At 69.3% G+C, this 22,067-nt stretch carries 20 protein-coding genes; 2 read left to right on the forward strand and 18 right to left on the reverse strand.

What is annotated here, in order from left to right:
- Nucleotides 1-5 precede the first annotated feature (5 nt).
- The 5 genes from ACFXOO_RS06805 to recO all read right to left on the reverse strand — a co-directional run bounded on the left by ACFXOO_RS06805 (nucleotide 6) and on the right by recO (nucleotide 4,032).
- Nucleotides 6-695 (reverse strand): DsbA family protein, encoded by a 690-nt coding sequence (locus tag ACFXOO_RS06805; RefSeq protein WP_394563104.1) that lies wholly within the window; start codon nucleotides 693-695, stop codon nucleotides 6-8.
- 46 nt (nucleotides 696-741) lie between these two features.
- Nucleotides 742-1,599, reverse strand: coding sequence for a hypothetical protein (locus ACFXOO_RS06810; RefSeq protein WP_394563105.1), 858 nt, complete (start codon nucleotides 1,597-1,599; stop codon nucleotides 742-744).
- A gap of 138 nt (nucleotides 1,600-1,737) precedes the next feature.
- Nucleotides 1,738-2,400 (reverse strand): hypothetical protein, encoded by a 663-nt coding sequence (locus tag ACFXOO_RS06815; RefSeq protein ID WP_394563106.1) that lies wholly within the window; start codon nucleotides 2,398-2,400, stop codon nucleotides 1,738-1,740.
- A 103-nt stretch (nucleotides 2,401-2,503) separates the two neighbouring features.
- Nucleotides 2,504-3,307 (reverse strand): isoprenyl transferase, encoded by an 804-nt coding sequence (locus ACFXOO_RS06820; RefSeq protein ID WP_378839736.1) that lies wholly within the window; start codon nucleotides 3,305-3,307, stop codon nucleotides 2,504-2,506.
- Nucleotides 3,304-4,032 carry a DNA repair protein RecO gene (recO, locus tag ACFXOO_RS06825; protein ID WP_378839738.1) on the reverse strand — a complete coding sequence of 243 codons (729 nt, stop codon included), beginning with the start codon at nucleotides 4,030-4,032 and terminating at the stop codon, nucleotides 3,304-3,306. Before recO ends, ACFXOO_RS06820 begins: the two co-directional genes overlap by 4 nt.
- A gap of 102 nt (nucleotides 4,033-4,134) precedes the next feature.
- On the opposite strand from recO, the gene ACFXOO_RS06830 reads away from it, so the two are divergent.
- The gene (locus ACFXOO_RS06830) at nucleotides 4,135-4,821 is read left to right on the forward strand and encodes a trimeric intracellular cation channel family protein (protein WP_378839741.1); all 687 of its coding nucleotides are present in this window, start codon (nucleotides 4,135-4,137) and stop codon (nucleotides 4,819-4,821) included.
- 85 nt (nucleotides 4,822-4,906) lie between these two features.
- On the opposite strand, the gene leuA is transcribed toward ACFXOO_RS06830, so the two are convergent.
- The 13 genes from leuA to lepA all read right to left on the reverse strand — a co-directional run bounded on the left by leuA (nucleotide 4,907) and on the right by lepA (nucleotide 19,014).
- A complete protein-coding gene (leuA, locus tag ACFXOO_RS06835) occupies nucleotides 4,907-6,667 on the reverse strand; it encodes a 2-isopropylmalate synthase (protein WP_394563108.1) in 1,761 nt (586 codons plus the stop codon).
- 141 nt (nucleotides 6,668-6,808) lie between these two features.
- On the reverse strand, nucleotides 6,809-7,744 hold the full coding sequence (locus tag ACFXOO_RS06840; protein ID WP_378839746.1) for a zinc-binding alcohol dehydrogenase family protein: 936 nt from the start codon (nucleotides 7,742-7,744) through the stop codon (nucleotides 6,809-6,811).
- 186 nt (nucleotides 7,745-7,930) lie between these two features.
- Nucleotides 7,931-8,827 carry a GTPase Era gene (gene era / locus ACFXOO_RS06845; RefSeq protein WP_378839748.1) on the reverse strand — a complete coding sequence of 299 codons (897 nt, stop codon included), beginning with the start codon at nucleotides 8,825-8,827 and terminating at the stop codon, nucleotides 7,931-7,933.
- Nucleotides 8,820-10,295, reverse strand: coding sequence for a hemolysin family protein (locus ACFXOO_RS06850; protein WP_378839750.1), 1,476 nt, complete (start codon nucleotides 10,293-10,295; stop codon nucleotides 8,820-8,822). Before ACFXOO_RS06850 ends, era begins: the two co-directional genes overlap by 8 nt.
- Complete coding sequence (ybeY, locus tag ACFXOO_RS06855; RefSeq protein WP_378839753.1) at nucleotides 10,292-10,762, reverse strand: rRNA maturation RNase YbeY; 471 nt, start codon at nucleotides 10,760-10,762, stop codon at nucleotides 10,292-10,294. Before ybeY ends, ACFXOO_RS06850 begins: the two co-directional genes overlap by 4 nt.
- Entirely contained in the window at nucleotides 10,759-11,787 is a 1,029-nt protein-coding gene (locus ACFXOO_RS06860; protein ID WP_378839864.1) for a PhoH family protein, read from the reverse strand. Before ACFXOO_RS06860 ends, ybeY begins: the two co-directional genes overlap by 4 nt.
- Before the next feature lie 55 nt (nucleotides 11,788-11,842).
- The gene (locus ACFXOO_RS06865; RefSeq protein ID WP_378839755.1) at nucleotides 11,843-12,190 is read right to left on the reverse strand and encodes an HIT domain-containing protein; all 348 of its coding nucleotides are present in this window, start codon (nucleotides 12,188-12,190) and stop codon (nucleotides 11,843-11,845) included.
- A gap of 57 nt (nucleotides 12,191-12,247) precedes the next feature.
- Nucleotides 12,248-12,985, reverse strand: coding sequence for a 16S rRNA (uracil(1498)-N(3))-methyltransferase (locus ACFXOO_RS06870; RefSeq protein WP_378839758.1), 738 nt, complete (start codon nucleotides 12,983-12,985; stop codon nucleotides 12,248-12,250).
- Between the two features lie 4 nt (nucleotides 12,986-12,989).
- Complete coding sequence (dnaJ, locus tag ACFXOO_RS06875; RefSeq protein WP_378839760.1) at nucleotides 12,990-14,111, reverse strand: molecular chaperone DnaJ; 1,122 nt, start codon at nucleotides 14,109-14,111, stop codon at nucleotides 12,990-12,992.
- A 52-nt stretch (nucleotides 14,112-14,163) separates the two neighbouring features.
- The gene (gene hrcA / locus ACFXOO_RS06880) at nucleotides 14,164-15,204 is read right to left on the reverse strand and encodes a heat-inducible transcriptional repressor HrcA (RefSeq protein WP_378839763.1); all 1,041 of its coding nucleotides are present in this window, start codon (nucleotides 15,202-15,204) and stop codon (nucleotides 14,164-14,166) included.
- A gap of 79 nt (nucleotides 15,205-15,283) precedes the next feature.
- Entirely contained in the window at nucleotides 15,284-16,501 is a 1,218-nt protein-coding gene (hemW, locus tag ACFXOO_RS06885) for a radical SAM family heme chaperone HemW (RefSeq protein ID WP_378839765.1), read from the reverse strand.
- Nucleotides 16,501-17,151 carry a DUF1990 family protein gene (locus tag ACFXOO_RS06890; RefSeq protein WP_378839768.1) on the reverse strand — a complete coding sequence of 217 codons (651 nt, stop codon included), beginning with the start codon at nucleotides 17,149-17,151 and terminating at the stop codon, nucleotides 16,501-16,503. The genes hemW and ACFXOO_RS06890 overlap by 1 nt, the downstream gene beginning before the upstream one ends.
- A 9-nt stretch (nucleotides 17,152-17,160) precedes the next feature.
- Complete coding sequence (gene lepA, locus ACFXOO_RS06895; RefSeq protein WP_394563110.1) at nucleotides 17,161-19,014, reverse strand: translation elongation factor 4; 1,854 nt, start codon at nucleotides 19,012-19,014, stop codon at nucleotides 17,161-17,163.
- Between the two features lie 205 nt (nucleotides 19,015-19,219).
- Between lepA and ACFXOO_RS06900 the strand changes: the two genes are divergently transcribed.
- Nucleotides 19,220-22,051 (forward strand): ExeM/NucH family extracellular endonuclease, encoded by a 2,832-nt coding sequence (locus tag ACFXOO_RS06900; RefSeq protein ID WP_394563111.1) that lies wholly within the window; start codon nucleotides 19,220-19,222, stop codon nucleotides 22,049-22,051.
- The last annotated feature ends 16 nt before the right edge of the window (nucleotides 22,052-22,067 follow it).

Here is a 22,067-nt window from a genome sequence, read left to right on the forward strand (position 1 = left end):
CGACTCTAGGCGGGTACATCGTCCGTGACGGCGGCGTCCCGGCGCTCCAACCACACCTGGCGGGCGATCTGACTGAACGCCTCCGCCGGCTGCGCGCCGCTGACACCGTACTTCCCGTCGATGACGAAGAACGGCACGCCGTTGATGCCGTACGCGGTCGCCTGCGCCTGGTCGGCCCGCACATCGGCGAGGAACTGATCGCTTTCCAGAGCCTGCCGCGCCGCCTCCGGGTCGAGCCCGGCGTCGGCGGCGAGCGCCACCAGATCGTCGATGCGCCCCACGTGCCTGCCCTCGGTGAAGTACGCCGACATGAGTCGCTCGGCGAGCTCGCGCTGAGCGCCATGGGCTTTGGCGAAGTGCAGCAGTTCATGCGCTTTCACCGTGTTCGTGTGCTTCAGGAGATCGAACCGGTACTCCAGCCCCGCTTCGGCGGCAACACCCGTGACCCGCTCGAGCATCTGACGCGCCTCGTCGGGCGTGATGCCCTTGTGCTCTGCGAGGTAGTCGTACTCTCCGCCGTCGAAATCCACCGGGGTGTCGGGGGACAGTTCGTACGAGTGGAACTCCACCTCCACGACCGGCGCGTCGTCATCGGCGGCCACGGCGGCGAGACCCGTCTCCAGGTTGCGCTTGCCGATGTAGCACCACGGGCACGCGATGTCGCTCCACACGTCGATCTTGATGGCGTCAGTCATGTCAGACGCAACGGAGAAGACGGGCACGGATATTCCCGCGCAATGCTCAGACCGGCGGGTTCTCGTCCGGGAAGAACCGGAACCGCAGCCGCACGCTGTCATCGAAGGGAATCACGAGGGTCGAGGCATCCGCGGACCATCTGTCCGGGACGAGGTACAGCCGACCTCCGCCCTCCACGAGCAGGCGCAAGCCGTAGTACCGGTAGCGGTACGTCTGCGTCCCGCTCTCGGCGTCGACGGGGGCGGATGCCTCGTCCAGACTCTGCACGGTGATGTCGGCGTTGCCCGGCGCCAGACGCTCGCGGGTGTCGAGCACGACGGCGGGAAGGGAGGAGAGGTCGGCGGCCTGGCTGCGCGCCTCGCCCAGGCCCCATGACTGTGCCACCGTCGCGGTCGTCCAGAAAGCCCCGGCCGCCACGACCAGGACGAAGAGCACGACCACGCCGAGGCCGCCGCGCTCGGCTCGCGACGAACGGGACACGGCCGCCGCGTAGGCGCAGAAGCCCGCGCCCGCCGTGAGGAGCAACGGGGTGAGGAAGGAGGAGGCGTCCCACGATCGCAGCGCGCCGTACACACCGGCGAACACGAGCCCGGTGAAGAGGAGCACCGCGCCGAGAGCGCCGAACACGACGGCCGCTCTGCGCGCGTGCTCGCCGCTCGAGCTCGTCCACCGGCGGAGGACCCGGTGGCCGAGCACGAGCAGCGCGGAGAGCGAGAGCACGACGATCGCGGGCAGCAGCAACGCGCCCGGGCTGCGCATGACGAATCCCTGGTTGCTCAGCCGCAGCAGATCGACGTCGATGCCGAAGTACGAGAAGTACGCCCGCGACGACACGTATCCGAAGTAGAAGAGCAGACCCGCGACCAGTGTCGCCGGGGCGACGAAGTTGCCGAGGAATCCCATCCACTTCTCGAATCCCGGACCGCCCGCTCCGGCTGGAGGTTCCGGGGCGCCCGGTGGTGGTGCCGACGATTCCGGAGCGCTCTGCGCCGCGGCGGGCGATCGCGCGGATGTGCGGTGACCGCGACCCCGGGGCATCCGTCACTCCCCCTCGTCCGGCGTGGACGCAGACGTGATGACGATCGGCGGCCCCGGATCAGCCGACCGCGCCTGCGCCGCGTCGCAGAACCTGGGCTCGCTGCATTCGAGAGTGCCGGTGAACGTCACCTCAGCCGTACCCGCGAACGCCGCCGACTCCGTCAGAGGCAGGCTGCACGCCGTGAACGGGGTGTCGGCGGACATCGTGAATCCCAGGCAGGGCTGATCCGGCGCGATCGATCCGCATCCGGTGGTCCCGGCCGTGAGCGCATCGACGGGGACGGAGATCGTCCCGGTGAGGCGGAAGGTGACATCCTCCGGGGCGCCCGGGTCTCCCCAGAAGAGCCCCACCGTGGCGCACCACGCGCCCTCTCCCACCGGCTCCGGATCACCCTGCAGTCCGTACGGCGGACCGCCGTATTCCGCGATGGGTCCGGTGCGGCGGGTCGTCTGCGCGGGGTCTGCCGGGCCGTCCGCGATCGGCGTGGCGGGGGGATCTGCCTCCGCCGCCGGGGACTCTCCGGGGGCGGACGCGGTCGGCGACGGCGACGCGCTGGCGGCGGCGTCGACGGCATCCACGTCCCCGGCGGGCGTACAGCCGACCAGGAGCAGCGCGCAGGCCGTGACCACCGAGGACAGGAGCAAGCCTCTGCGTCGCCCACGCATGCGTCCCCCTCACCCGGGACCGCGCGCGTGTGCGGCACGGTGTCCGTCGGAGGGCAGGATACGCCCGGGCACCGGGACGGCGGAAGACCGGCCGTCCGCGGCCTCAGGACGTGGGCGTGTCGATCGCTCCGCCGAAGCGGCGATCCCGGTCGAGATAGAGCCCGATGGCCCGCCAGAGTTCCGCTCTCCCGAAGTCCGGCCACAGCGTGTCGAGGAACACGAACTCGGCGTAGGCGGACTCCCACAGCAGGAAGTTCGAGGATCGCTGCTCACCGCTCGAGCGCACGAACAGATCCACGTCAGGCATGTCGGGCTGGTAGAGCCGCTTCTGGATGAGCTTCTCCGTGACCGCCGAGGGCTTCAGGCGCCCCGCGGCGATGTCGTCGCCGATCGAGCGCATCGCGTCGACGAGTTCGACGCGACCGCCGTAGTTGACGCACATCGTGAGCGTGAGCACGTCGTTGCCGGCCGTCAGCTTTTCGGCGAACTGCAGTTCCTTGATCACCGAGCCCCAGAGCCGCGGCTTGCGACCCGCCCAGCGCACCCGCACACCCCATTCGTTCAGCTGATCGCGGCGGCGGTGCAGTACGTCGCGGTTGAACCCCATGAGGAAGCGCACTTCGTCGGGCGACCGCGACCAGTTCTCGGTCGAGAAGGCGTACACGGACAGGTGCGTCACGCCCGCCTGGATCGCGCCGGCGACCACGTCCAGGAGCGCGGCCTCCCCCGCCTTGTGTCCCTCCACACGGGTCAGACCGCGGCGGTTCGCCCAGCGTCCGTTGCCGTCCATCACGATCGCGACGTGCCGCGGCACCGAACCCCGGGGGAATGCCGGTGGCTGCTGACCGGTCCAGTCCACCGGCCGATAGGCGACGGCGTCCCGGTGCGTGAACGGCTTCGGGGTCACTGCGCGGCCTCGAGATGGGTGAACGAGCGGATGCCTCGTTCCAGATGCCACTGCGCGTACGCGGCGACGAGTCCCGACGCCGCGGCGGTGGCGGCCGGGGACGCGGCATCCACATCCGTCCACTCGCCGGAGATCAGCGCGGTCAGAAGGCCCGACGTCGCGATGTCGACCCGCACCGAGCCGACCGGCGCACAGTCGGGACAGACCATCCCGCCCAGCTGGGCCACGAATGCGCCGTGCGGGCCGGGCGCACCGCAGCGGGCGCATTCGGTCAGTCCGGGCGCCCACCCCGACAGGGCCATCGCGCGCAGCAGGTAGGAGTCGAGGATGCTTCGGGCAGCGTGCTCGCCGCGTGCCAGCGCGCGGAGCCCGCCGACGAGGAGAAGGTACTGCTGCGGGGTGGCCTCGGCCTCATTCAGGCGGTCGGCCGTTTCGACCATCGCGCTCGCGGACGTGTACCGGTCGTAGTGCACGACGATGTCGGCGCCGTACGAACCGAGGGACTCCGCCTGCTGCACGATGTCGAGGTTGCGGCCTTCGTAGAGCTGCACGTCGGCGACCATGAACGGCTCGAGGCGGGAGCCGAAGCGCGACGACGTTCGCCGAACACCCTTGGCCACCGCGCGGACCTTGCCGTGGCGGCGGCTGAGCAGGGTCAGGATGCGGTCTGCCTCGCCCAGCTTGTGGGTGCGCAGCACCACGACCTCGTCACGATAGGTGGGCACCCCTCCATTATCCCGCTGACCACCGACGCGCAGCCGGAAGCGGGGCGCGGGGCGGCCGTGTCGGAGCCTCCCGCCGAGCACCCGGGCCGGGATGATGGTGAGGTGAACGACCCGATCCTCGTCATCCCCCTGTGGGCTGACCTCACCGCCGTCGGACTCGGCGGCGTGCAGGGCGCCCTGTTCGCCTCCGGCTTCCGCGGCGAACGCCGCCTCGATCTGCTCGGCGTCGCCATCATCGGCGTGGTGATGGGCATGGGCGGCGGACTCATCCGCGACCTGCTGCTGAACGTGACCCCCACCACCCTGCAGAACAACTGGTACCTGCTCACCGCGAGCGGAGCGGCCCTGGTCGGCATGCTGTTGGCCAACGTGTTCCAGCGGCTCAACCGGGTCATCGTGGTGCTGGATGCGGTCGTGATCGGCATGTTCGGGGCCTTCGGCACCAGCAAGGCCATCACGCTGGGCATCCCTCTCGTGCCCGCCGTCTTCGTCGGCGTCTGCGCGGCGGTGGGCGGCGGCATCCTTCGCGACGTCATGATGGGGCTGCCCGTCGCCATCATGCACGTGGGTTCTCTCTACGCCGTCGCCGCGGCGGCCGGATGCCTCGTCCTGGCGACCTCGGCCGCCTTCGGGCTCCCCCTGGTCACGGCTGCGGTGATCGGGATCGTCGTGACGACCATCATCCGCATCCTCGCCGTCACGTTCGACCTGTCCCTCCCCGAGCAGCGCCTGCTGTACCGCCGCAAGGTCGCGGTCGAGACCTCCGCCATCCCGATCGTCCGGGGCTGATCGCCTTTCGGGCCGAAACACCCGTCCCACATCGGTTCCCCCGCGCACAGAGCGGGTCTCGACGCGGGACGGGGTCTCGCGCAGGTCAGACGGCGGCGAGCGAACCGGTGCGCTCGCCGGAGCGGATCGCGCGGTTCACACCGGACACGACCGCCTTGAGCGACGCCGTCGAGATGTCACCGTCGATACCGACGCCCCACAGGCGATCGCCGTCGACCTGCAGTTCGACGTAGGCCGCCGCCTGGGCGTCGCCGCCTGCGCTGAGCGTGTGCTCGACGTAGTCGTACAGCGAGATGTCGAAGCCGTGCTCCCGCACCACCTCGAGGAACGCCGCGATCGGCCCGTTGCCGCGACCGGTCGCATCCTGCACACCGTCGCCGTCACGCAGGCGCACATGCAATTCGACATCGCCGGTCATGTCGCTCGCCGTCCGCGTGCCGAGCAGCTCGAAGCGTCCCCAGCGATCGTCGGCGACGTCCGCCGGCAGGTACTCGTCGCGGAAGATCGACCAGATCTGGTCGCTCGTGACCTCGCCGCCCTCAGCGTCCGTCTTCGCCTGCACGACTCCCGAGAATTCGATCTGCAGGCGGCGCGGCAGGTCCAGCGCGTGGTCGCTCTTCAGCAGGTATGCGACGCCGCCCTTGCCGGACTGCGAGTTGACACGGATGACCGCTTCGTACGAGCGACCCAGGTCCTTCGGATCGATGGGCAGGTAGGGCACGCCCCACTCGATCTCGTCGATGCCGACGCCCTCCGCTGCGGCGCGGGCCTCCATCGCCTCGAAGCCCTTCTTGATCGCGTCCTGGTGCGAACCGCTGAACGCCGTGAACACGAGGTCGCCCGCCCACGGGCTGCGCTCGTGCACCGGCAGCTGGTTGCAGTACTCCGCCGTGCGCTTGACGTGGTCGATGTCGCTGAAGTCGATCTGCGGGTCGACGCCTTGGGTCAGCATGTTGACTCCGAGGGCGACGATGTCGACGTTGCCGGTGCGCTCGCCGTTACCGAACAGGCATCCCTCGATCCGGTCGGCGCCCGCCAGGTATCCCAGCTCGGCGGCGGCGATCGCCGTGCCACGGTCGTTGTGCGGGTGCAGGGAGATGATGACGTTCTCGCGATGGTTCAGGTGCCGGCCCATCCACTCGATCGAATCGGCGTAGACGTTGGGCGTGGACATCTCGACGGTGGCGGGCAGGTTGAGGATCACCTTGCGCTCGGGCGTCGGGACGAAGATCTCCATGACCGCGTTGCACACCTCGGCGGCGAAATCGAGTTCGGTGCCCGTGTAGCTCTCGGGAGAGTACTCGTAGAACACGGCGGTCTCGGGAACGGTCTGCTCGTACTCGACGCACCAGCGCGCACCCTGCTGGGCGATGTCGATGATGCCCTGCTTGTCGGTGCGGAAGACGACGTCGCGCTGCAGCACGCTCGTGGAGTTGTAGAGGTGCACGATCGCCTGCTTCGCACCCTTGATCGACTCGAAGGTGCGCTTGATCAACTCTTCGCGCGCCTGCGTGAGCACCTGGATCGTGACGTCGTCGGGGATGACGTCCTCTTCGATGAGATGGCGCACGAAGTCGAAATCGGTCTGGCTGGCCGAGGGGAATCCGACCTCGATCTCCTTGTAGCCCATCGACACGAGCAGGTCGAACATGATGCGTTTGCGCTCAGGGCTCATCGGGTCGATGAGCGCCTGATTGCCGTCGCGGAGGTCGACCGCGCACCAGCGCGGCGCCTGGGTGATGCGATTGTCGGGCCAGGTGCGGTCCGGCAGATCGACGCGGATCTGCTCGTGGAACGGCCGGTACTTGTGGATCGGCATGCCGGAGGGCTTCTGAGTGTTCTGCATGATGTCGCTTCTCTGGTCGTCGGTGGATTCACCGGTATAGGAGGCGGGCCAACACCGAGCTCCGCGACGAGGAGGGCCCTAGAACGAGGACTCGTCGCGGCAGCTAAGGAGAAGCTGGCCGAAGCGCATGCACAGATGCTATCAGGGGTGGAGGGCGATCTTTCCGCCCGGATGTCCCTCGGCGAGGAATCGCAGCGCCTCGGGGGCGTCGGCGAGGGGGTAGGTGCGCGCCATCGGAACCTCGATGCGCCCGTCGGCCGCGAGCTCGACGAGGCGTGGCCTCGCGGCATCGCGGAAGGCGGCGCTCTCGGGTTGAGCACCGGCGATCGCGGCGAACCCCGCCCGTTCCGCGCGATCGAACGCGGCGATCGTCACGATGCGTGCGCGATCGGCGACGAGTTCGAGGGAGACGTCGACCGCCTCGTCGGTGCCGACGGCGTCGAGGGCAGCGTCCACGCCCCCCGGGGCGAGATCGCGCACGCGGTCTGCGAGCCCCGGACCGTACTCCACCGGCACACCGCCGAACCGCTCGACGCGATCGAAGCTTCCACGGCCGGCCGTGCCGATCACGCGCGCGCCGATGACCCGAGCCTGCTGCAGCACACTCACCCCGACCGCGCCGGAGGCGCCGTGCAGGAGGACGGTGGCGCCGGCACGCACACCCGTGACATCGAGCATCTGCGCGGCGGTGGTGCCCGCCAGCAACAGGTTCGCCGCTTCGTCGTGGTTGAGCGCGCGCGGCTTCGCCAGCACCTTCGCTGCGGGAACGGTCAGTGCCGTCGCGTAGCCGCCGCTCACGCGGAAGGCGATCACCTCGTCGCCGACCGATGCCGCGCCGGTGACGATCTCCGTGCCCGACCCGATCGCCTCGATGACGCCGGACACCTCATAGCCGATGGCCGCGGGCAGGTCGACGCCCGGACGCCGGACCGCGACGTGCTTCGCGTCAGCCGGGTTGACGCCGACCGCACGCACCCGGATCGTGACCTCGCCGGGGCCGGGAGGGGCGAGGTCGATCTCGCGGAATTCCCATTCGTCGGGCCTGCCCCACTGCGTGGCGAACCATCCTCGTTCCATGAGTCCAGTCAACACCGTCGGCGGGTGTTGCCGCTGTCTCATGATGCGGCGCACGCACGCACTCAGAACCCTCCGTCGGACAGGCGTCCCGGCGTCCCTCCGGCCACGGCGCCTCGACGAACTGCGCTTCGCGGCGCATGCCGACGCGTTCGGCGAGCCGCGCGTCGTGCTCCACCGCCATGACGTTCAGAAGCCGAGGCGACCGAGTTGCTTGGGATCCCGCTGCCATTCCTTCGCCACCCGGACGTGGAGTGAGAGGAAGACCCTGCCACCGACGAGCGGCTCGATCTGTGCGCGTGCTCGCGCTCCGACATCGGCCAGGCGCGAACCGCGGTGACCGATGATGATCGCCTTCTGGCTGTCGCGCTCGACGACGACGTTCGCGAAGATGTCCGTCAGGTCGGAGTTCTCCCGTGGGGCCATGTCTTCGATCGTCACCGCGATCGAGTGCGGCAACTCATCGCGGACGCCTTCCAGCGCCGCCTCCCGGATGATCTCGGCGACGCGGTCCTCGATCGACTCGTCGGTGACGACATCTTCGGGGTAGAGCGCAGGACCGAACGGCATGAGCGTCAGGACCTCGTCGGTGAGCACGTCCAGCTGCTCCCGGGTCAGTGCCGACAGGGGGATGACGGCCGCCCAGTCCTCGCGGAGGGCATCGACCTCGAGGAGTCGCTCGGTGATCTGGTCGCGGGCGGCGGCATCCGTCTTGGTCACGATCGCGATCTTCTTCGCCCGCGGATACCCGTCGAGGGACTGCGCGATGCGTCGATCGCCCGGGCCGACCTTCTCGGTCGCGGGCACGCAGAATCCGATCACGTCGACGTCGCCGAGCACCTGCTCGACCAGGCTGTTCAGGCGCTCGCCGAGCAGCGTGCGCGGCTTGTGGATGCCGGGGGTGTCGACGATGACGAGCTGGCCGGCCGGGCGGTTGAGGATGCCGCGGATCGCGCGTCGCGTCGTCTGGGGCTTGTCGCTCGTGATCGCGACCTTCTCACCCACGAGCGCGTTAGTGAGCGTCGATTTGCCGACGTTGGGGCGCCCGACGAACGTCACGAATCCGGAGCGGATCTCTTCAGACATGTGTTTCGCCCTTCTCTGCCGCGGCCTTGTTCCTCGCCGTGGACTTCTTGCTCTTCGACCCGGCGCTCTTCGATCCGGAGCTCTTGGCCGCCGCCGTCACGATGGGCCCGGTTCCCGTGCTCTGCGCGGCCGCGGCATCCTTCTCGCGCCTCGACGGGCGTCGGGACTGCTCCTTGTCCACGTCGCGGTCGAAAGCGGCTTCCGCAGCCTCCAAGGACTCGGCACGTTCGACGAAGACGGTGGCGATCCCCCGGCGGCGGCCGTGCGAGACACCACCGGTCATGATCAGACCGGCGTACTCGGCGGTGGCGCCGGGCTGCGGGATGCGCCCGAGCGCCTTGCCGAGCAGACCGCCGATCGAATCGACGTCGTCGTCGTCGAGGTCGATGCCGAACAGGTCGCCCACCTCATCGAGGGCCAGACGCGCGCTCACGCGGTAACGGCCGTGGTCGAGTTCGACGACCTCATCGGCACGGGGATCGTACTCGTCGGCGATCTCGCCCACGAGCTCCTCGATGATGTCCTCGAGAGTGACGATGCCCGACACTCCGCCGTACTCGTCGATCACCAGGCACACGTGCACGGCGTCGCGCTTCATCTGCTGGAGGAGCGTCTCGGCGCGCATCGACTCGGGCACGAAGACCGCCCGACGGGCGATCCGCGTGATCGGCGCGTCGCGCCAGCCGGCCTCGTCGCGGAACCCGAACTGCACGAGGTCCTTGAGGTACAGCATCCCCACGACGTCATCGGCCTCGTCGTCGACGATGGGGATGCGGGAGATGCCCTTCTCGAGGAAGATCGACATGGCCTCACGGGTCGAGGCCGCGGCATCCACCGTCACCATGTCGGTGCGCGGCACCATGACGGCACGCACGTAGGTGTCGGTGAAGTCGAAGACGGAGTGGATCAGCTCGCGATCGTCCTCCTCGATCAGGTCCTGCTCTGCGGCCTCGTCGACCATGCTGAGCAACTGCTCCTCGGAGGCGAACGAGGTGCTGCGCGACACGCCCGGGGTGAGCCGGTTGCCGAGCGCGACGAGCGCGTGGGCGAGAGGGCCGAGCAGGATGCGGACGAATCGGATGACCGGCGCCGCGCTGCGCAGCAGCCCCTTCGCATGCTGCCGACCCACGCTGCGCGGACTCGCGCCCACGAGCACGAAGGAGATCAGTGTCATCAGGATCGCGGCGGCCAGCATGGCCCACCAGATGTTGTCGAACAGGACGGTGAACGCCACGGTGACCAGGACCGCCGCCGCCGTCTCGGTCAGGATGCGGATGAAGACGACCGCGTTGGCGTGCGCGTCGGGGTCGGCCGCGATGCGCCGCAGGTACGCGCGATTGCGCCCCTCAGTGCTGAGCTCGGCGAGATCGGCGCGCGAGGTGACACCGAGTGCCGAATCGACCGCGGCCATCAGGCCGCCGAAGGCGACGAGCGCGACAGCGCCGAGGAGGAGGAAGAAGGGCGTCATGCGCGACGGCGGCGGCGCTCGGCGAGCTCGAAGCTCACGATCAGATCGCGCTGCAGACCGAACATCTCGCGTTCCTCCGCGGGCTCCGCATGGTCGAACCCGAGCAGGTGCAGGAGACCATGCGTGGTGAGCATGACGAGCTCGTCGATCGTGGAGTGCTTCGCCGTGACGGCCTGAGCCTCGGCCACTTGGGGGCACAGCACGATGTCGCCGAGCAGACCGGCCGGCGTGGGCGCGTCCTCCGTGCCCGGACGCAGCTCATCCATCGGGAAGCTCAGCACGTCGGTCGGACCGGGCTCGTCCATCCACTGCACGTGGAGAGCCTCCATCGCGCCCTCGTCCACGAGGACGATCGCGACATCCGCATCGGGGCTGACGTGCAGTTCGGCGAGGTTGTGCTCCGTCAGACGCAGCAGCACGGTTTCGTCGATCGCGATGGCGGATTCGTTGTTGATCTCGATGGTCACGAGCGGCCCCGCTTCGGCGTGTGGTCGCGCGGCCCGCCCGTGCGGGTGGATCCTCGTCGCTCGGCACGATTGGCGAAGTCGGATGCCTCGTTGCCTTCGCGACGCGCGGCGAGGCGCTTTTCGTCGTACTCGGTGTAGGCGTCGACGATGCGACCCACCAGCGTGTGCCGCACCACGTCATCGCTCGTGAGATACGCGAAGTGGATGTCGTCCACGTCGGACAGCACGCGGGTGACGAGGCGCAGCCCGGAGGTGCCCTGGGGCAGGTCCACCTGAGTGATGTCGCCGGTGACGACCATGCGCGTGCCGAATCCGAGTCGCGTCAGGAACATCTTCATCTGCTCGGGCGTCGTGTTCTGCGCCTCGTCGAGGACCACGAACGAGTCGTTCAGGGTGCGGCCGCGCATATAGGCGAGGGGTGCCACCTCGATCGTGCCGCTGGCCATCAGCTTGGGGACGATCTCCGGGTCGATCATCTCGTTGAGGGCGTCGTACAGCGGTCGCAGATACGGGTCGATCTTGTCCGTCAGGGTGCCCGGAAGGAAGCCGAGGCGCTCCCCCGCTTCGACGGCGGGTCGGGTGAGGATGATGCGGCTGACCTCCTTGCGCTGGAGGGCCTGCACGGCCTTGGCCATGGCGAGGTAGGTCTTGCCGGTGCCGGCCGGACCGATGCCGAAGACGATCGTCGCCTCGTCGATCGCATCGACGTACGCCTTCTGCCCGAGCGTCTTGGGGCGGATGATCTTCCCGCGCGACGAGAGGATCGCCTCTCCCATGACCTCGGACGGCCGCTGAACGCCGTCACCCTGCAGGATGCGGCTGGACGTGCTCACGTCGGCGGGTGCGAGCGCATGGCCCGAACGGGTCATCTCCACGAGCTCGTCGACGAGGGACCTGGCGGCCGCGACGGCCGCCGCGGGGCCGGTGAGGGTGATCTCGTTGCCGCGGACGTGCACGTCGACATCAGGATGCTCTCCCTCGACCACCCTCAGCAAGCGGTCCTGCGGGCCGAGGAGCTGCACCATGGCGACACCGTCGACCAGGACGGTGTCGACCGACTGGTCGGGGGATTCGGACGACTCAGGCACGGATACTCTCTTCACTCAGTCCACCGGCGAGCACGTGCGCGTGCACGTGGAACACCGTTTGGCCGGCAGCGGCGCCGGTGTTGAACACAAGGCGGAACTCGCCCTTCGCGTGCTCCCGCGCGAGGTCGCCCGCCACGGCGATCACCTCGGCGAGGAGAGCCGGATCGCCCGCCGCCAGCTCGACGACGTCGCGGTACTCCGATGTCTTCGGGATCACCAGCAGATGCACGGGAGCCTGGGGGGCGATATCGCGGATCGCGAACACATTGTCGGTCTCCGCGATGATCTCGGACGGGATCTCACCACCGAGGATGCGGGTGAAGATCGTCGGCTCGCTCATGGGGCCAGTCTACCGAGCCGTCGAAAGCCCGGCTGGCTCCGGTCGTCCGGACCGATCTCACCAGCGGCGGATCGCGGCGCTCACGACGACGATCGCCGCGGGGCCCGCCGTCGAGGTGCGCAGCACCGCATCGCCGATGCGCACGCCGCGGGCGCCGGCGGTCTCGAGCGCGGAGAGCTCCTCCGGAGCGATTCCGCCCTCGGGCCCGACGACGAGGACGATGTCGCGCTCGTCCGCGCCGTCGAAGTCCATCGAAGTGAGGGCGCGGGAGGCCGTGGGCTCCAGCACGAGGACTCGCGCCGTCTCGGCGCGGGCCACGAGCTGCTTCGTGGTCGAAAGCGGCGCGACCTCGGGCACCCACGCGCGATGCGCCTGCTTGGCCGCCTCGCGCACGATGCTCGCCCATCGCACCCGACCCTTCTCGGCCTTTCCCACCTCCCACCGCGCGACGCTGCGCGCGGCCTGCCACGGGACGATCTCGTCGACACCGAGCTCGGTGGCGGCCTGGACGGCAAGCTCGTCGCGGTCGCCCTTCGCCAGCGCCTGCACGAGCACGATGCGCGGCGCGGAGGGCGAGGCATCCGTCCGCTCCGCGATGCGGACGATGACCTCGCGCGGTGAGACCGACTCGCATGCGCCGGTCAGCCACGCACCCCGACCGTCGCCGACGGTCACCTCCTCGCCGACGCGCACCCGACGCACAGCGGCGGCATGGTGCGCCTCGGCACCCGTCAGCGCGACGACATCGCCGGGGCGGGCCGTCGTGACCGTGTCGAGGAGGAAGTGCAGAACCATGCGGTCAGCCGCGGAAGCGATCGCGCAGCTTGGCGAACAGCCCCTGGTGGAACTCCGACAGGTGCGGCGCCGGGGCCTTGAGCTTCTTCGCGAAGTCCTCGATCATCGCGCGCTGCCTCGCGTCGAGGCGCGACGGCGTCACCACGTGCACGCCGACCTTGAGGTCGCCCCGCTGGCTTCCTCGCAGCGGAGTGATGCCGCGGCCCTTGATCGTGAGCACGTCGCCGCCCTGAACCCCCGCGCGCAGCTCGAGCTCGACGGGGCCGTCCAGCGACTCGATCGTCGTGGTCGTGCCGAGGATGGCATCGGGCATCGACACCTCGAGCGTGGCGAGCAGGTCGTCGCCGTCTCGGCTGAAGACCTCGTGCGGCGTGACCGTCACCTCGAGGTAGAGGTCGCCGTTGGGCCCCCCGGCCGGCCCGACCTCACCCGATCCGGGCAGTTGCAGGCGCAGGCCGGTCTCGACGCCCGCCGGGATGTCGATCGACACGGTACGGCGCGAGCGCACGCGACCCTGCCCCTGGCAGGTGGCGCACGGATACGGGATCGTCGTGCCGTATCCCTGGCACGAACCGCAGGGCTGGCTGGTGACGACGTTGCCGAGCAGGCTTCGGACGGTGCGCTGCACCTGACCCGCACCGTGGCAGATGTCGCATGTGACGGGCGAGGTTCCCGGCTGGCAGCACGACCCCTGGCACGTCTCGCAGAGCACGGCGGTGTCGACATCGATGTCGCGGTGGACGCCGAAGACGATGTCCTCCAGGCCCAGGGTGACGCGGACGAGGGCGTCCTGACCTCGCTCGCGCCGCGAGCGAGGTCGCCCGGAGCGCTGACCCCCGGCCGCGCCGAAGAAGGTCTCGAAGATGTCGCCGAAGCCGCCGAACCCGCCCGCCGCGCCCCCACCTCCGCCGAACGGCGACGAGTCGCCGCCCATGTCGTAGCGACGACGCTGCTCGGGGTCGTTGAGCACGTCGTAGGCGTGGGTCACGAGTTTGAACCGCTCGGATGCCTCGGGGCTCGGGTTCACGTCGGGGTGGAGCTCGCGCGCCAGCCGGCGGTACGCCTTCTTGATCTCCTCGGGGGTCGCCTCGCGCGAGACACCGAGGACTTCGTAGTGGTCAGCCACAATCGCCTTCCTGCCCGCGCAGGACGCGGGGATCGTTCGTCACGGATGCTGCTCAGCGAGCGTTGTCGTCGTCTTCGAGCATCCGGGTGAGATAGCCGGCGACGGCTCGTACCGCCGCAAGATTGGTCGGGTAGTCCATGCGCGTGGGACCCATGAGTCCGACGCGTGCGTTTCCTCGGGCGGAGTCGTAGCCGCTGGCGAGCACGGAAGCCTCGGAGAGCCCGAAGGACTCGTTCTCGCGCCCGATGCTGGCCGCGAGGCCGTGCTCGTCCGCGGTCATCTCCGCCATCAGGCGCAACAGCGTGACCTGCTCCTCGATCGCCTCCAGCAGCGGGTAGATGCTGCCGCGGAAATCGGACTCGCGCCGCGCCAGATTCGCCGCACCGGCCATGACGAGGCGATCCTGACGGAACTCGTCGAGCTCCTCGGCCACGACGGCCGCGATCACCCGGGCCGCCGAGTCGGTCGCGAGGGGCCCCAGCGTCTCTTCGGCCAGCATCTCCCCCACGCGGTGCGCGGCGTCGCGTACGGATCGTCCGACGACGAGGTCGGCGATGCCGCGGCGCAGCCGCGCGATGTCGGCCTCGTCGAACTCCTCCCGCACGAACGCGAGTCGCTGCGACACCCGTCCGGTGTCGGTCACGACGATCACGAGCATGCGCCCGGCGCCGAGTGCGACGAGCTCCACATGGGAGACACTCGCCCGCGCGAAGGAGGGATACTGCACGATGGCGACCTGACCGGTGAGCTGCGTCAGGGCGCGCACGGTACGCGACAACAGGTCGTCCAGGTCGGTCGGACCCTCGAGGAACGAGGCGATCGCCGCGCGCTGCGCCGGGGTGAGCGGACGGAGCTCGGCGAGATGATCGACGAAGACGCGATAGCCCTTGTCGGTGGGTACGCGTCCCGACGAGGTGTGCGGAGCGGTGATCAGCTCTTCGTCCTCGAGCAGCGCCATGTCGTTGCGGATCGTCGCGGCGGAGACGCCGAACGAATGCCGGTCGACGATGGCCTTGCTGCCGACGGGCTCATGGGTGTCGACGTAGTCCTGCACGATCGCCCGGAGGACCTGCAGTCCGCGCTCACTGACCATGTCATCCCCTCCCGCCTGGCACTCGCATGTCTGGAGTGCCAATTCTATCGGATCGCCCGGGCAACGGATGGGAGGCGCGTCAGTCCGTCAGCGCCCGCACCACGGCGTCGGCGAGGAGCCGCCCGCGGAGGGTGAGGACGATGCGTCCGTGCACGGCGTCGGCGCCGTCGATGAGTCCATCCGCGATGAGCGCGGCCACGGCATGACGCCCCTCGCCGAGCAGATCCGCGATCGGCAGCCCCTCGCGGATGCGGGAGCGCAGCAGGACGTCCTCGAGCGACCGGGCGGCGGCATCCGGCTGCTCCCTCCCCGCGGCGGGCGATTCGCCTGCCGCCAGCCGCTGCGCGTACGCCGCGGGATGCTTGACGTTCCAGAAGCGCGTACCGGCGATATGGCTGTGCGCGCCGGGACCGAATCCCCACCAGTCCGCACCCCGCCAGTAGGCGAGATTGTGGCGCGACCGGTGGCGCTCGCCCGTCGACCAGTTCGACACTTCGTACCAGTCGTAGCCCGCCGCCCCCAGCAGCTCGTCGGCGAGCTCGTACATGTCGGCCTGCAGGTCGTCGTCGGGTGCGGGCACCTCTCCGCGTCGGATCTGGCGGGCGAGCTTGGTGCCGTCCTCGATGATGAGGGCGTAGGCCGAGATGTGATCGGGTTCGTGCGCGAGGGCCGTCTCGAGCGAGTGGCGCCAGTCGGCGAGGCTCTCGCCGGGTGCGCCGTAGATGAGGTCGAGGCTGACGTCGAGGCCGGCGGTGCGGGCGAACTGGACCGCTGTCGTCACGTTGTCGGGATCGTGGGTGCGGTCGAGGGCCGCCAGCACGTGCGGCACCGAGGACTGCATCCCGATGGACATGCGCGTCACGCCGGCGGCCGCGAGATCGGATGCCACGCCCGGAGTGACCGTGTCGGGATTGGCCTCGACCGTCACCTCGGCACCGGCGACGAGCCCGAACCGATCGCGGACCGCCTCGAGCATGCGCGCGAGGTCGCCCGCCGGCAGCAGCGTCGGCGTCCCGCCCCCGAAGAACACCGTCGTGGCGGGCCGCAGCCCCCCGGCCTCGACCAGCACCTCTGCGGCCAGGTCGACCTCGCGAAGGACGACGTCGGCGTACTCGTCTTGGCGTGCACCCTGCAGTTCGGTCGAGGTGTAGGTGTTGAAGTCGCAGTAGCCGCAGCGGACGCGACAGAACGGCACGTGCAGGTAGACGCCGAAGTCGGTGTCTGCATCGATGCGCGTGCCGGACGGCAGCCGGCCGTCGGCGGGTGCGGGATCGCCGAGCGGAAGAGCGGAGCCCATCAGCCGGGCGTCGTGTACAGCGGGGAGATCGCCCGGAGGTAGCGGGTGAACAGGGCCTTGCGCCGCCGCCGCGTGAGAGCGGGGAACAGCTTGTAGGCCAGCGCGATCGGCGCGTCGAAAGCCCGCACGGTGAACCACACCTCGTCGTTGCCGCGCCACTCGATCATGAACGACTCCTCGCCGCTGACCACCGAGCTGCCCACGGTGCCGAGGGCGAATCCGACTCTGCGCGGTTCCTCCACGGCGAAGATCACCCGCAGCTCGGCGTCGACGCGCTGACCGCCGATGCGCCCGCGGAGGTGCACGGTCGAACCCGCACCGACGTAAGGTGTGCCGTCGGCGTCGAAGCGCTGCTCGACCTCGAGGCGACTGGGAGCGGTCGGATTGCCCTCGTCGTCGAAACTGACACCCGAGTACATCGGACCGGCGGCGGGCCGCACGTCCTTCAGCTCGAGACCGCCACCGCGTTGCGCATCCCACGACAGCAGCGCCTCGCTGGCGGTGGTGAACCGCTGCTCACCACTGCCGATCCGCCACGACTCCTCCGCGGGGAGGCTGCGCTCGGGCGGGTACTGCATGAGGTCGGGGGCCTGCGTCGCCCCGACCGCGGCGTAATCGACGGTCTCGTCTCGAAAGGTCCCACGGCGCATCGGCGAAGCCTACTTTCCGTCCTTCTTCTCCGTGTCGCCCGACAGGGCGGCGATGAACGCCTCCTGCGGCACCTCGACGCGGCCGACCATCTTCATGCGCTTCTTGCCTTCCTTCTGCTTCTCCAGAAGTTTGCGCTTTCGGCTGATGTCACCGCCGTAGCATTTCGCGAGCACGTCCTTGCGCATCGCCCGTATCGACTCGCGGGCGATGATGCGTGCGCCGATCGCGGCCTGGATCGGCACCTCGAACTGCTGACGCGGGATGAGCTTTTTGAGGCGCTCGGTCATGAGCACGCCGTAGGCGTACGCCTTCTCCCGGTGCACGATCGCACTGAAGGCGTCGACCGGCTCGCCCTGCAGCAGGATGTCGACCTTCACGAGGTCCGCCTCCTGATCGCCGCTGGGCTCGTAGTCCAGCGACGCGTAGCCGGCGGTCTTTGACTTCAGATGGTCGAAGAAGTCGAAGACGATCTCACCGAGGGGCATCGTGTAGCGGATCTCGACCCGGTCTTCGCCGAGGTATTCCATGCCGAGGAGCGTGCCACGCCGCGACTGGCACAGTTCCATGATGGTGCCGACGTAGTCCTTGGGTGCGAGGATCGCGGCCTTGACCATCGGCTCGGTGACGCTGGAGATCTTCGTGCCGGACGGGAACTCGCTCGGGTTCGTGACGGTGAAGGACTTCTTGTCGTCCGTGATGACTTCATAGGTCACGGACGGGGCGGTCGAGATGAGATCGAGCCCGAATTCGCGCTCCAGACGCTCGGTCACGATCTCCAGATGAAGAAGCCCGAGGAAGCCGCAGCGGAACCCGAATCCGAGGGCGACCGACGTCTCGGGCTCGTAGTTGAGCGAAGCATCCGAGAGCTTCAGCTTGTCGAGGGCCTCGCGGAGGATCGGGTAGTCGCTGCCGTCGATGGGGTACAGACCCGAGAACACCATCGGCTTGGGGTCGGTGTAGCCGGGCAGCGCCTGCTTCGACGGCTTCGCGGCGCTCGTCACGGTGTCGCCGACTTTGGACTGGCGGACGTCTTTCACACCGGTGATGAGGTAGCCGACCTCGCCGACACCCAGCCCCTTGGTGGGGGTCGGCTCGGGCGAGGAGACGCCGATCTCGAGCAGTTCGTGGACGGCACGGGTCGACATCATCTGGATGCGCTCGCGCGGGTTGAGCGATCCGTCGATCATGCGCACATAGGTGATGACGCCGCGATAGGAGTCGTAGACCGAGTCGAAGATCATGGCCCGGGTCGGGGCATCCGGGTCACCCCGCGGCGACGGGATCTGCTGGACGACGTGGTCGAGCAGTTCCTCGACGCCCATGCCCGTCTTGCCGCTCACGCGGAGTACGTCCTCAGGCTCGCCGCCGATGAGGCTGGCGAGCTCCCGTGCGTATTTCTCGGGGTCGGCGGCGGGCAGGTCGATCTTGTTGAGGACCGGGATGATCTGCAGATCGTTCTCGAGCGCGAGGTAGAGGTTGGCCAGTGTCTGCGCCTCGATCCCCTGTGCGGCATCGACCAGCAGGATCGCGCCCTCGCAGGCGGCCAGCGATCGACTCACCTCGTAGGTGAAGTCGACGTGACCGGGGGTGTCGATCATGTTCAGTGCGTAAGTGTTGCCGTCGACCTCCCACGGCATGCGCACCGCCTGCGACTTGATCGTGATGCCGCGCTCGCGTTCGATGTCCATGCGGTCCAGGTACTGCGCGCGCATGTCTCGGTCGGAGACGACGCCGGTGATCTGCAGCATGCGGTCGGCGAGCGTCGACTTGCCGTGGTCGATGTGAGCGATGATGCAGAAGTTGCGGAGCTGCGCGGGCGGCGTCGCGGACGGCTGGAGGGGCGTGAGGGCGCGAGGTGACATGTCCTGTCGATTCTACGCGGCGGGATGCCACGGCACGGTGCGGCCGCGTCGACATGACATTCGCGTGACGTTCACGTGTCGTTCCGCAGGTCCCCTTGCGCGAACGACGAGGCTCGGAGAGAGTCGTCTGCGGGGAGACGACTGGGGTCCGAAATCCGAAAGTACAACGACGTCGCGTTCGTGACGTCCTCATGAAGCCGTCGCTATGAAGGAGCCTTCGTCCGTGCATCCCCCCACCAATCCCTTTTCCGTGCGCGATCCTCGAGCCGGGCGGCGGTGGACGGCGGGACTCGCTCTCGGCGCGCTCATCGTGACCGGGCTGGTCGCCCCGACCGCGGCTTCCGCGGCGGTCTCGCCCGACGCGGACGTCGTGATCACCGAGGTCTACGGCGGCGGCGGCAACTCCGGGGGCGCGTTCAACCGCGACTTCATCGAGCTGCGCAACGTCGGCACCGAGTCGGCATCCCTGTCGTCGTGGAGCGTGCAGTACGCCTCGACGGCCGGCTCGTCGTGGCAGCTCACGGCCCTCACCGGCGTGACCCTGCCGGCGGGAGCATCGCTGCTGATCGGCGAGGGCGTCGGCGCCAACACCGCCCTGCCCGCCTTCTCCCCTGACGTCGAAGGCACCATCCCGCTGAGCGGAAGCGGCGGCAAGGTCGCCCTCGTCTCCGATCAGGTCGCGCTCTCCGGCAACGCCGGCCTCGCTGCCGCCCCTCAGGTCGTGGACTACGTGGGCTGGGGCGCCGCCACCGACTTCGCCGGTTCGGCCGCCGCCCCCGGTACCGGCAACGCGACGTCGATCTCCCGCAGCGCCGCGGCGGCGAACACCGCGGACAACGCGGCGGACTTCACCGCCGGTGCCCCCACGCCCCAGGGGATCGGGGCCGACCCGGATCCCGACCCCGAACCTGAGCCGACCGATCCGGTGACCATCGCCGAGATCCAGGGCACCGGCGCCGCATCGCCGTACGTCGGGGAGACCGTCACCACGAGCGGAGTCGTGACGGCCTCCTACCCCTCGGGCGGCTTCAACGGCTACGTCATCCAGACTCCGGGTACGGGCGGCGCGATCGACCTCGCCACGCACACCGCCTCGGACGCCGTCTTCATCTACTCCCCCGCCGCGACCGAGGTGGCGGTCGGCGACACCGTCCAGCTCACGGGAGCGGTCAGCGAGTTCAACGGACTCACCGAGATCACGGTCGCCGCGGGTGCAGCGACGAAGATCGCGGATGCCGCGGCCCCGGTCGCCGCGACGGTGGCGTGGCCGAGCGCCGACGTCCAGCGCGAGTCGCTCGAATCGATGCTCATCGCCCCGCAGGGCACGTACACCGTGAGCAACACCTACTCCACCAACCAGTACGGGGAGGTGGGACTCGCGTTCGGCGACCAGCCCCTGCGGCAGCCGACCGACGTCGCGCGTCCGGGCACCGCGGAGGCCGCCGCAGTGGCCGCCGACAACGCCGCACGCGCCGTGGTGCTCGATGACGGAGCATCCGTGAACTTCCTGTCCGCGGCGAACAGCGCGCTCACTCCCCCGTACGTCTCGCTCGTCGAGCCGCTCGTCGTGGGCGCGACCGCGAGCTTCACGGCGCCGGTGATCGTCGATCAGCGCAATGGCGTGTGGAAGTTCAACCCGACCGCGCCTGTGGCGGGCGACGGCAGCGGCGTCGACGGGGTGCAGTTCTCCAACCCGCGCACGTCAGCGCCCGCGGCGGTCGGCGGCGACGTGTCGGTGGCCTCATTCAACGTCCTCAACTACTTCACGACACTCGGCACCGACAGCGCCACGTGCACGGCGTATCGTGACCGCACGGGTGACGGCCTGTCCGTCAGCGGCGGCTGCGACCAGCGCGGAGCGTGGGACAGCGGGGACCTCGAGCGCCAGCAGCAGAAGATTGTCGCAGCCATCAACGCCCTCGACGCCGACGTGGTCGGGCTCATGGAGATCGAGAACTCCGCCGCGCTCGGCGAGGCGCCCGATGAGGCGACCGCGACTCTCGTGGCCGCCCTCAATGCCGCCGCCGGGGCGCCCCGGTGGGCGTTCATCCCGTCCTCGACGGATCTTCCCGACGCGTCGGAGCAGGACGTCATCACCAACGCGATCATCTACCAGCCGGCGGCGGCGACGCCGGTCGGGGCATCCCGGGCCCTCGGAACGCAGTCCGCCGACGATCAGGCCTTCGGCAACGCGCGGGAGCCCATCGCCCAGGTCTTCCGGCCGGCGACGGGCGGCGAGCGCTTCCTCTTCGCCGTGAACCACTTCAAGTCGAAGGGGTCGGCCGGCCCGTGGGCGGGCGACGCCGACACGGGCGACGGGCAGGGCGCGTCCAACGAATCACGGGTGCGTCAGGCCACGGCGCTCAGGGACTGGATCGCGTCGATCCAGGGCGATGTGTCGTCGGTGTTCCTCGCGGGTGACTTCAACTCGTACGGCCGCGAGGACCCGCTGCAGGTCCTGTACGACGCCGGCTACGTCGACGCCGAGCAGTCGCTCGGGATCGAGTCGTCGTCGTACTCGTTCTCGGGTCTGTCGGGCTCGCTGGACCACATCCTCATGAGCGCGGACGCGCGCGAGCGCGCCACCGGGGGCGACATCTGGAACATCAACTCCGGCGAATCGGTGGCACTGGAGTACAGCCGCTACAACGTGCACGGAACGCTGTTCTCAGCGCCCGACCCGTATCGCTCCTCCGACCATGACCCCGTGAAGGTCGGCGTCGCGGCGGGTGTCGACGAGCGCATCGTGACGAAGACGGCCTTGATCGCCCTTCCCCCCGTGCACATCAACCGGCTGCTGCCGGCGACGCTCGTCGCCGCCGTCAGCGGCGCACGCGGACTCACCGGCACGGTGGAATTCCGCGAGGGCGACACGGTGATCGGCTCGACGGCGGTCACGAAGGGGGTTGCGATCCTGCGGCTGCCCTCGAACCTCACCCGGGGAACACACCGTTACACGGCCACGTTCGTTCCGACCGACGCGAACACGACCATCGGCTCGAGCAGCTCGTCCGCCCGCGTGACGGTCCTGTTCTAGCAGGCCCGCGTCAGGG

The organism is Microbacterium sp. P03, assembly GCF_043556235.1.
Taxonomy (GTDB): Bacteria; Actinomycetota; Actinomycetes; order Actinomycetales; family Microbacteriaceae; genus Microbacterium.

Excerpts from the sequence above, each read along its gene's own strand:
- hrcA (WP_378839763.1), bottom strand. The coding sequence starts at position 15,204 with ATGGTCAGTGAGCGCGGACTGCAGGTCCTCCGGGCGATCGTGCAGGAC.
- ACFXOO_RS06890 (WP_378839768.1), bottom strand. The coding sequence starts at position 17,151 with ATGCGCCGTGGGACCTTTCGAGACGAGACCGTCGATTACGCCGCGGTC.
- ACFXOO_RS06865 (WP_378839755.1), bottom strand. The coding sequence starts at position 12,190 with ATGAGCGAGCCGACGATCTTCACCCGCATCCTCGGTGGTGAGATCCCG.
- ACFXOO_RS06850 (WP_378839750.1), bottom strand. The coding sequence starts at position 10,295 with ATGACGCCCTTCTTCCTCCTCCTCGGCGCTGTCGCGCTCGTCGCCTTC.
- ACFXOO_RS06860 (WP_378839864.1), bottom strand. The coding sequence starts at position 11,787 with ATGGTGCAGCTCCTCGGCCCGCAGGACCGCTTGCTGAGGGTGGTCGAG.
- ACFXOO_RS06870 (WP_378839758.1), bottom strand. The coding sequence starts at position 12,985 with ATGGTTCTGCACTTCCTCCTCGACACGGTCACGACGGCCCGCCCCGGC.
- hemW (WP_378839765.1), bottom strand. The coding sequence starts at position 16,501 with ATGGGCTCCGCTCTTCCGCTCGGCGATCCCGCACCCGCCGACGGCCGG.
- leuA (WP_394563108.1), bottom strand. The coding sequence starts at position 6,667 with ATGCAGAACACTCAGAAGCCCTCCGGCATGCCGATCCACAAGTACCGG.
- ACFXOO_RS06810 (WP_394563105.1), bottom strand. The coding sequence starts at position 1,599 with ATGGGATTCCTCGGCAACTTCGTCGCCCCGGCGACACTGGTCGCGGGT.
- ACFXOO_RS06840 (WP_378839746.1), bottom strand. The coding sequence starts at position 7,744 with ATGGAACGAGGATGGTTCGCCACGCAGTGGGGCAGGCCCGACGAATGG.
- ACFXOO_RS06805 (WP_394563104.1), bottom strand. The coding sequence starts at position 695 with ATGACTGACGCCATCAAGATCGACGTGTGGAGCGACATCGCGTGCCCG.
- era (WP_378839748.1), bottom strand. The coding sequence starts at position 8,827 with ATGTCTGAAGAGATCCGCTCCGGATTCGTGACGTTCGTCGGGCGCCCC.
- lepA (WP_394563110.1), bottom strand. The coding sequence starts at position 19,014 with ATGTCACCTCGCGCCCTCACGCCCCTCCAGCCGTCCGCGACGCCGCCC.
- ACFXOO_RS06900 (WP_394563111.1), top strand. The coding sequence starts at position 19,220 with ATGAAGGAGCCTTCGTCCGTGCATCCCCCCACCAATCCCTTTTCCGTG.
- ACFXOO_RS06815 (WP_394563106.1), bottom strand. The coding sequence starts at position 2,400 with ATGCGTGGGCGACGCAGAGGCTTGCTCCTGTCCTCGGTGGTCACGGCC.